This is a genomic window from Nocardiopsis synnemataformans, from assembly GCF_965343085.1.
In the GTDB taxonomy this organism is placed as follows: domain Bacteria; phylum Actinomycetota; class Actinomycetes; order Streptosporangiales; family Streptosporangiaceae; genus Nocardiopsis; species Nocardiopsis alborubida.
In genome coordinates this window covers 1-6,427 of record NZ_CBDRFA010000141.1, presented here as the reverse complement: position 1 = coordinate 6,427, position 6,427 = coordinate 1, and the positions used below count along the sequence as shown (strand labels likewise).

The following is a 6,427-nucleotide window of genomic DNA, read 5'->3' as shown; positions in this document are numbered from 1 at the left end:
CCACCCCCCTTTTTCGTGAGCTCACATGTGCACTTGTGAAATCAGCAGGCGCCTAGAACCCGTAGTTGTACATCCAGTTGCCCGGGTAGACGGTTCCGACACCGTTGCGGTAGGCGTAGCCGCCGTAGGCGCCGCCCTCCACGAAGGTCCAGCCGCCCAGGGTCCTGCCGTGCAGGGCGACGTACCACCCGGCGGCGTTGGGGTCGCTGTACCCCCGCAGTGAGAAGTGGATGTGCGCACCGGTCGTCGAACCGCCGGCGCAGAGACTGTTGCCCTGGGTGCCCAGGTAGTGGCCGACCCCGACGTTGTTGCCGGGCAGCCACTGGTAGTTCTCCAGGTGGTAGTAGTCCGTGGAGTACCCGTTGTCGTGGATCACCCGCGTCCAGCCGGTACACAGGCTGTAGGCGTAGCCGCCCCGGGCCGCGCGGGCCTGGCCGCTGCCGCCGGCGAAGTCCACCGAACTGTAGGGACGGCCTCCGCTGTTGCCGTGCGGTCCTCCCGTCATGACCATCGACGAGCCGATGGCGAACGGCAGTCCAACACCGGTGTAGCTGCTCGTGGAGACGCCGGAGGGGTCCGTCGAGGCGGCGACGGTCTCCCGTTCCTCCTCCTCCAGCAGTGCGGAGTCGGCCAGGATCGAGGAGAACTCCTCGGTTCCCTCCAACCCCACCGTCCATGCGGAGCCCTCGTAGTCGGCGGCGAACAGCCAGGCGTGGGGGCTCTCGTCGACGTTCATGGGCGCGGTCACGATGACGACGCCGAACGCCGAGCCGTCGGCGGCCTCGCGGACGTCGACCCGCACGTCGCGCTCCTGGCGGGAGAGTGCGCTGAGGGTCGAGTTCCGTGTTTGGAGGACGTCGGCGACCACCGATTCGGCCAGGACGTCCTCGGCGGGAGCGGCCGCCGACCCGCCCGGCAGGGTTTCGGCGGTGCCGCCGTCGACGGTGATCTCGACGTTGTCAGCCGAGGCGAGCGGGGTTCCCGCCGGGCTCGGTTGGGCGTGGGCTGTGGAGGCGGTGACGGCCAGGACGGCCGAGGCCGTGACGGCTACGGCGGTGACACCCAGGGAGCGGGTTCTGGAGACCAGGGCACGGAGGAAGGGGGTGGCAGGGGGTGGCAACTCTTCTCCTTGTGGGGGCGGAGCCATCGGGACCGTGCGCACAGGGGTGTGAGCGCACAGTTACCGAAGGGTAATGACGAGTCCGTGCCCCGACAAGGGGTGTAAGGGCGGCGCTTCACGCAATGCCGCCAGCAAGGGCCGCCCGCAGAGGAAGGCCCCGCTCCCACACTCGGGAACGGGGCCTGTGGTCTTCCTGCCAGGTCAGCGGATACTCGCGACCCTGCCCTCCAGACCCAGGAGGAACTCCTTGCGCTCCAGACCGCCCGCGTACCCGGTCAGGGAACCGTTCGCACCGATCACCCGGTGGCACGGCACGATGATGCTGATCGGGTTGCGGCCGTTGGCCATGCCCACCGCTCGGGAGGCGGTCGGCCTCCCCAGTTCCTCCGCCAGCTGGCCGTAGCTCGCGGTCTCGCCGAACGGGATGGTCGTCAGTGCCGCCCACACCTTCAGCTGCCATTCGGTCCCCGCGGGGGCCAGCGGCAGGGCGAACTCGCGCAGTTCGCCCGCGAAGTACGCCTTCAGCTGCTCCTCGGCGTCGGCGAACGACTTCCGGTCGGCCACCCAGTCCTGCGGGACCACCCGAGTCTTCCCGTCCTTGGCGGGGGTGAGCACGCCGCCCAGGGCCGCACCGTCACCGAACAGGGTCAGTGCGCCCACGGGCGATTCCATCGTCGTGTACCGCGTCGGTCCGGGCAGGGGAACGCGGAACTCCACCGTCGCCACCCTCGGGGGCGCCTTCGGCTCCACATCGAACGCGAGCATGCCCTGCTCTTCCTGCCACGGCTCTCCGACTGCCTGTGCCTGCTGCGTGCTCATGCCGATTCCTTCCGTTCCTGACGTTCCTTCGAGCCACCCCGCACGCTTTTCCGCGCGACCACGTCTCCCCGGACGGTCCCGCTCTCCCGCTCACGGTCCGCCAACGACGCCCACAACGCATGGTTGGCGTAGGACCGCCACGGGCTCCACGTCCGGGCCTCCCGCGCGGCGGCCGCGGGGGTCGCACGCCTGCCCGCGGCCTCCAACGCCATCCGGACGCCCAGGTCGCCGTGCAGGAACACGTCCGGATCACCCAGACCCCGCATGCGCACATAACCGGCGGTCCACGGGCCGATGCCGCGCAGCTCCACCAGACGCCGTTCGACCTCGTCCCGGTCGCACCCCGGCCCCAGGTCGATCCACCCCGAGGCGATCGCCTCGCACAGTCCCGCCAGGGCGCGTCCCCGCGCGACCGGGATGGAGAAGCCAGCCGGGTCGGCGGCGGCGAGCACGTCAGGAGAGGGGAACACGTGGGTGAGTCCTCCGCCCGGTGCTTCCAGACCCGGAGCGAGCGGTTCGCCGAACCGTTCCACCAGCCGCCCCGCCAGCGTGCGGGCCGCGCGCACCGACACCTGCTGACCGAGGACCGCCCGGACCGCCAGCTCGGCCGGGTCCACGTGCCCCGGAGAGCGCAGCCCCGGGTGGGCGGCCACCATCGGCCCCAGGAGCGGGTCGCCGCCCAGAGCCTCGGCCACCGCCCGCGGGTCGGCGTCCAGGTCGAGCAGCCTGCGGCACCTGCGCACCGCGCTGGTCAGGTCGCGCGCCTCCGACAGCCGCAGACGGCACAGCACGTGCCCCCCACCGCCCGCGGACACCCCGCCGCCCGCCGAGTGAGCGCTCCCCGCCGCACCGGCACGGCGAGATCTGCCCGCCCTGCCGGTCCCGGACCCCTCGGACAGCTCCACCACCGCGGGACCGTGCGCCAGCATCAGCGTCCTGCGGTAGACCCCGTCCCGGTACTCCTCCACCCCCGGCACCGCCCGGTCTCCGAGGAACCTCAGCATCTGGGCCAGGTCGATCGGCTCCCGGTAGGGCAGCCGCAGCGTCACCGTCCCCGGTTCGGTGCCCGCTGGGCGGGCACTCGCCGCTCGCGAGCCCCCGGAAGCCGACGCACGCCCGCTCCCCACGGTCCGCATCTCGGTGGGGGAGCGGTCGAACACCGCGCGCATCGTCTCGTTGAACTGGCGCACGCTCGCGAACCCCGCTGCGAAGGCGACGTCCGCCATCGGCATGTCCGTGGTCTCCACCAGCACCCGGGCCGTCTGCGCGCGCTCGGTCCGGGCCAGGGCCAGCGGCCCCGCGCCCACCTCCGCCGACAGCAGCCGGTTGAGCTGGCGCTCGCTGTAGCCGACCGCCGAGGCCAGAGCGCTGACGCCGCCCCGGTCCACGGCGCCGTCCTGGATGAGGCGCATCGCGCGGCCCACCACGTCGGCCCGCAGGTTCCACTCCGGCGAACCGGGGGTCAGGTCGGGACGGCACCGCTTGCAGGCGCGGAAGCCCGACTCCTGGGCGGCCGCGGCGGTCGGGAAGAAACGGACGTTGACCCGTTTCGGAGTGACGGCAGGGCAGCTCGGACGGCAGTAGATGCCGGTGGTGCGCACGGCTGTGTAGAAGACGCCGTCGAAGCGGGCGTCCCTGCTGTGTACGGCGCGGTAGCGCTGGTCGTCGTCCATCACGCCATCCATGTTCGCCGACGCGGCACACCGAAGCTGGCGGTTTTCGGACATCGAGGCGAGGGCCTCCGGAACTCCGGCGCCCATCGGCGTCGAAGAGCCTGGCGGGCCCCGGGCCGGACGGTCCGGAGCAATTCGCGGCCCGGAGGGCCACCGCCTACGAGGGGCTCAGAGGGCTCCGCCGCGGTCGTCACGCGTCCCGGGTGCGGGGGAGTCTCCGGGGTCGTCCGTGCCGCGCACGGGGCCTTCCGCGCCGCTGGTGGGGCCGTTCGTGCCGCCGCGGACCCCGGTGGCTCCCGCGTCCTCGTCCCCGGGCACGTCCTCCGCGGTCTCACCGTGGTCGAGGAGGTACTGCACGTACACCGGGCGCAGCGCCTCCTGGACCTCCGGGTCGGCCTCGGCGGACAGCGCCTCGTACACGAAACCGGACAGCTGGGCGAGGCTCGCCTCACTGGCCTCCTCGTTGCCCGCCGCCGCCTCGGCGGCCGGGATCAGTCCGAGGAGCCGCCAGAAGAAGCGCAGGTCCCACCGCTGCCGCGCCAGTTCGACTGCGCGGTCCCGCAGGTCCTCTGTGCTGGTCTGGTCGAATTCGGTGACATCGTCTCCCATGTTCGGACGATACCCGTCCCCGCGCCCGCCACCCGACAGTGACCTGCGTTACGCTTCATGCGAGTTCATCGTCTCGTCCCCGCGCACCCGGGGGCCTCCCACAAGGAGGGCCGGGCGGCCGGGGGGAACATTCGTGAGGGGTTTGCCATGGCCGAGGGCGCAGCACGGATCGTCGTAGCGAAACCGGGGCTGGACGGGCACGACCGCGGTGTCAAGATCGTGGCCCGTGTGCTGCGTGACGCCGGTGTCGAGGTCATCTACACGGGCCTGCGCCAGACGCCCGAGATGATCGTGGCGGCCGCGCTCCAGGAGGACGCCGACGCCATCGGTCTGTCCGTGCTCTCCGGCGCCCACATGACCATGTTCTCCCGGGTCCTGGAGCTGCTCAAGGAGAACGGCGCCGAGGACATCCGGGTGTTCGGCGGCGGGATCATCCCCGACGCCGACATCGCCGAACTCGAACGCCTGGGCGTCGCCAAGATCTTCACTCCGGGCGCTCCGACCTCGGAGATCGCCGACTGGGTGCGGGAGAACGTCCGTCCGGCGCACGCCGCCTGACCGCTCCCCGCGCCACCGGAGTTCCGCTCGACCCCGCCCCTCCCGGGTGATGTTGGTCGCACCTGTTCAGGGGCCGTACCCGGGCGAAAAGCGCCCCCATGGTGTTATGTCGTGTCCCTGGTCACATATTTTCCCACGCGGGGGCTTCCGCGATGCCGCCTGAGCGGCTTTCGGGGCGGACCGGAGCCGGTCAACCCGGGCCCCGGTGTCTGTCGGCCGGATTTCAGGCGACTAAGCTTTGCGCATGTCGCGGGTGGCAACGCCGCGGCGATCTCGATCTTCTGTAAGCGGCGCAGCCCGCGGGGCTGTGCCTCGTGCGCCCCGTGTGACACGTGTCAGCGGGTCACAGCCGATCCGGACGAGGCCACCCCGGTAGACATCCTGAGCCAGCGAGTTACAAGGACGGACCCTCGTGGACCTGTTCGAATACCAGGCGAAGCAACTCTTCGCAGAGTACGGGGTTCCCGTACCCCAGGGGAAGGTGGCGAGCACGGCCGCTGAGGCGCGTGCCATCGCTGATGAGTTCGCCGCCGCCGGCAAACCCCGCGTCGTCGTCAAGGCGCAGGTCAAGACCGGTGGTCGCGGCAAGGCCGGCGGCGTCAAGGTCGCCGAGGGCCCCGAGGACGCCCAGGCCAAGGCCGAGCAGATCCTCGGCATGGACATCAAGGGCCACACGGTCCACCGTGTCCTGGTCGAGGAGGCCTCCGACATCGCGGAGGAGTACTACTTCTCCTTCCTGCTGGACCGCGCGAACCGCACCTTCCTGTCCATCTGCTCCGCCGAGGGCGGCATGGACATCGAGGAGGTCGCCGAGACCAACCCCGACGCCGTCGCCAAGTTCGCGGTCGACGCCCTGACCGGCGCCCCCGCCAGCATCGCGGCGGAGATCGTCAAGGCGGGCAAGCTGCCCGAGGCCGCCGCCGAGGGCGCGGCCGAGGTCATCAGCAAGCTGTGGGACGCCTTCGTCGGCAAGGACGCCACCCTCGTCGAGGTGAACCCGCTCATCCTGACCTCGGACGGCCGGGTCGTCGCCCTGGACGGCAAGGTCACCCTGGACGAGAACGCCGAGTTCCGCCAGGACCTGGAGAGCCTCACCTTCGCCGAGGAGGGTGACCCCCTGGAGGTCGCCGCCAAGGCCAAGGGCCTCAACTACGTCAAGCTCGACGGCGAGGTCGGCATCATCGGCAACGGCGCGGGCCTGGTCATGTCCACCCTGGACGTGGTCGCCTACGCCGGCGAGGCGCACAACGGCGTCAAGCCCGCCAACTTCCTGGACATCGGCGGCGGCGCCTCGGCCGAGGTCATGGCCAACGGCCTGGACATCATCCTGGGCGACCCCTCGGTCAAGAGCGTGTTCGTCAACGTCTTCGGCGGCATCACCGCCTGCGACGCGGTGGCCAACGGCATCGTCCAGGCCCTGGAGCTGCTCGAGAGCCGCGGCGAGGACGTCAGCAAGCCGCTGGTCGTCCGTCTGGACGGCAACAACGCCGAGCTGGGCCGCGAGATCCTGACCAAGCGGGCCCACCCGGCCGTGCGACAGGTCGACACGATGGACGGCGCCGCCGCTCAGGCCGCCGAGCTCGCGGCGAAGTAGGGGACGGAACACACCATGGCTATCTTCCTTAACAAGGACAGCAAGGTACTCGTC

Annotated in this window: 6 protein-coding genes; 2 read left to right on the top strand and 4 right to left on the bottom strand. The window is 71.1% G+C overall.

From position 1 onward, the window contains the following. Positions 1-52 precede the first annotated feature (52 nt). From ACSIH6_RS38870 to ACSIH6_RS38855, 4 genes are all read right to left on the bottom strand, one after another. Positions 53-1,120 carry a M23 family metallopeptidase gene (locus tag ACSIH6_RS38870; RefSeq protein WP_435113806.1) on the bottom strand — a complete coding sequence of 356 codons (1,068 nt, stop codon included), beginning with the start codon at positions 1,118-1,120 and terminating at the stop codon, positions 53-55. 201 nt (positions 1,121-1,321) lie between these two features. Beyond that, entirely contained in the window at positions 1,322-1,885 is a 564-nt protein-coding gene (locus tag ACSIH6_RS38865; RefSeq protein ID WP_435113810.1) for a methylated-DNA--[protein]-cysteine S-methyltransferase, read from the bottom strand. Between the two features lie 50 nt (positions 1,886-1,935). Then, positions 1,936-3,612: an AlkA N-terminal domain-containing protein gene (locus tag ACSIH6_RS38860; RefSeq protein ID WP_435113808.1), complete on the bottom strand. Its 1,677-nt coding sequence runs from the start codon at positions 3,610-3,612 to the stop codon at positions 1,936-1,938. 168 nt (positions 3,613-3,780) lie between these two features. Further along, positions 3,781-4,221 carry a hypothetical protein gene (locus tag ACSIH6_RS38855; protein WP_435113804.1) on the bottom strand — a complete coding sequence of 147 codons (441 nt, stop codon included), beginning with the start codon at positions 4,219-4,221 and terminating at the stop codon, positions 3,781-3,783. A gap of 147 nt (positions 4,222-4,368) precedes the next feature. Between ACSIH6_RS38855 and icmB the strand changes: the two genes are divergently transcribed. Both icmB and sucC read left to right on the top strand, forming a co-directional pair. Further along, on the top strand, positions 4,369-4,779 hold the full coding sequence (icmB, locus tag ACSIH6_RS38850; protein WP_017568668.1) for a coenzyme B12-dependent isobutyryl CoA mutase small subunit: 411 nt from the start codon (positions 4,369-4,371) through the stop codon (positions 4,777-4,779). A 412-nt stretch (positions 4,780-5,191) separates the two neighbouring features. Next, positions 5,192-6,373, top strand: coding sequence for an ADP-forming succinate--CoA ligase subunit beta (gene sucC, locus ACSIH6_RS38845; protein WP_435113802.1), 1,182 nt, complete (start codon positions 5,192-5,194; stop codon positions 6,371-6,373). Positions 6,374-6,427: the final 54 nt, after the last annotated feature.